Source organism: Weissella sp. DD23 (assembly GCF_001579105.1).
GTDB lineage: Bacteria > Bacillota > Bacilli > Lactobacillales > Lactobacillaceae > Weissella > Weissella cibaria.
The window spans coordinates 339,714-342,008 of record NZ_KQ970392.1 but is presented as its reverse complement, the minus strand read 5'-3'; the positions used below and the strand labels follow the sequence as shown (position 1 = coordinate 342,008).

General features: G+C 47.0%; 2 protein-coding genes. One reads left to right on the top strand and one right to left on the bottom strand.

Going from position 1 to position 2,295, the window contains the following annotated elements; translation table 11 throughout:
- A partial coding sequence (locus WEIDD23_RS14615) for an MFS transporter (RefSeq protein ID WP_242865450.1) occupies nt 1-606 on the top strand: 606 nt, incomplete at its 5' end.
- A 52-nt stretch (nt 607-658) separates the two neighbouring features.
- Here the strand turns inward: WEIDD23_RS14615 and WEIDD23_RS05935 are convergent.
- Entirely contained in the window at nt 659-2,182 is a 1,524-nt protein-coding gene (locus WEIDD23_RS05935; RefSeq protein ID WP_010371259.1) for an ABC transporter permease/substrate-binding protein, read from the bottom strand.
- Nucleotides 2,183-2,295 lie beyond the last annotated feature (113 nt).

The window sequence follows — 2,295 nt, the reverse complement described above, 5'->3', positions numbered from 1 at the left end:
ATCGCGATTGACCGCGGTCATGTAGATGCCAAGACGTCCATTTTCAGTCAGCTATTAGAGCCCCGTGTTTTCCCAATTGCCTTAACGATGGCCTTTGTGGCGCTGGGATACGCTGCCTTGCAAGGTGACTTGGCCTTCTTTGCCAGTTCGTTACACTTGGTGACGTTTGCTTCATATTTCTTCTTGGTCTACGCTTTTGTGATTTTGCTCTCTCGTCCGTTCATGGGCCGGTTAATGGACCAACATAACGAGAACTTCGTCATTTATCCAACCCTACTCGCGACTGCTTTAGGTCTGTTCGCAATTGCCCGAATGCACTCTGGTTGGGGCATGTTGCTCGGTGCCGTACTAGTCGGCCTGGGCTTCGGTAACTTCCAATCAGCCATTCAGGCGACCGTTACCAAAGTGGTGGCTTCCGACCGCTTAGCGCAAGCCACTTCAACCTACTTCATTTTCTTTGATATGGCCCTCGGTTTTGGCCCATACCTACTCGGCTTAGTAGTGCCAACCCTCGGTTACCGTGGTTTATTTACGATGGTTGCCCTATTCGCCATCATCGGCCTGCCACTATACTACCTGGTGCACGGACGCCACATTCAAAAATAAGCAATACAAAAACCCGCCATTCAATTCGAATAGCGGGTTTTCATATTGCCTATTATTTAATCAGACCGTGCTTCACAAGATAAGTTCGGGCGACTTGGGCCGCCTTCTTGTGTTGCACCGTAACTTGATAATTCATTTCAATCATATCTTGGTTGGTAATCTTACCAGATAGCTTATTCAAACTCTTCGCAATCCCTGGATACTTTTGTAACGTTTTATCGTTGACCAACGGTGCGCCCTGATAAGGTGGGAAGAAGTGCTTATCATCTGCCAACGTTACCAAGTGATCTTGTTTCAACTGTGGGTCCGTCGTGTAAGCGTCCGTCACATCGATTTGCTTATTAGCTAACGCTTCATACCGCAAACTCGACTCCATTTGCACGATGTTCTTGAAGTTCAACCCATACGCCTTCTTTAGTCCAGGATAGCCATCTGACAACTTGTAGAAATCCGGGTCAAAACCAGCTGTCATCTGCGCACTTTGACGTAATAAGTCTGAAGTTGTCTGCAAGTGATAGCGCTTGGCATCAGCTTGACGAACCGCCAAACCATACGTATTCTCGTACTTCATTGGTTCCAATAAGTCCAAGTTGTGTTGCTGCTTAATCAACGTCTTCGCTTGCTTGTACGCTGTCTGCTTATCGTGTGAAATTGACCCCTTAACCTTTACTAACGACTGTAAGACCGTCCCCGTAAATTCTGGGTACACATCCACTTGGCCACCTTGGAGCGCCTTAAAAATAAAGGTCGTCCCCCCAAAGTTTGGCTTCAATTGGACATCCATTTTGGGGTTATCGGCTTGAATCAGGTCTTTATACATATTAATCAAAATTTCTGGTTCGCCACCTAACTTACCAGCGATTGTAATCGTTCCTGCTGGTTGGTTAATTGCCCGGTAACCCGCAAAACCACCGATAATGACGATTGCACCGACTAACAGCACCCCAATTCTGCGGACTGATAGCTTACTCAACAAGCGAATGCCCCATGAAAAAGCCAATGCCAAAACCGCCGATAAAATAGCCCCAATCAACAATTCAGCATTATTATTCGTCTGAATTCCCAGCATGATAAAGGTACCCAAACCACCACCGCCAATTAGGGCAGCCAACGTGGCCGTTCCAATAATCATGACCATCGCGATTCGCAACCCAGACATAATCATCGGTAACGCCAATGGTAATTGGACCCGGAATAATTTGAAGCGCTTCGACAACCCGAAGGCATCCGCAGCTTCTAACAAAATTGGATCAATCCCTGTCAATCCCGCATAAGCGTTTTGAAAAATCGGCATAATGGCATATAACACCAACGCAATTACAGCTGGTACCGTCCCGATACCAACCAACGGAATCAACGCCCCTAAAATGGCAAGACTCGGAATGGTTTGAATAACACCCGCTACCTGCAAAACCCACTCGCCAGCACGACGATGATTCATCAACGCAATGGCCAGTGGCAACGCAATCACCGTCGCGATGACAATTGCCATCAATGATAAGAGGATGTGTTCCCGCAAAGCCGTCAAAATATCACCAGACTGGGTCGTTAAAATGTGCATCATATCATTAAACATTCGTCACTACCCCCTTGCGACAAAACGCAATAAATCAGCCGTTGTCAGACTGACATCCGCCACTGTCACAGTATCATGCGTCAACAATGCCTCTGACAGCGTTGCAACAGAAT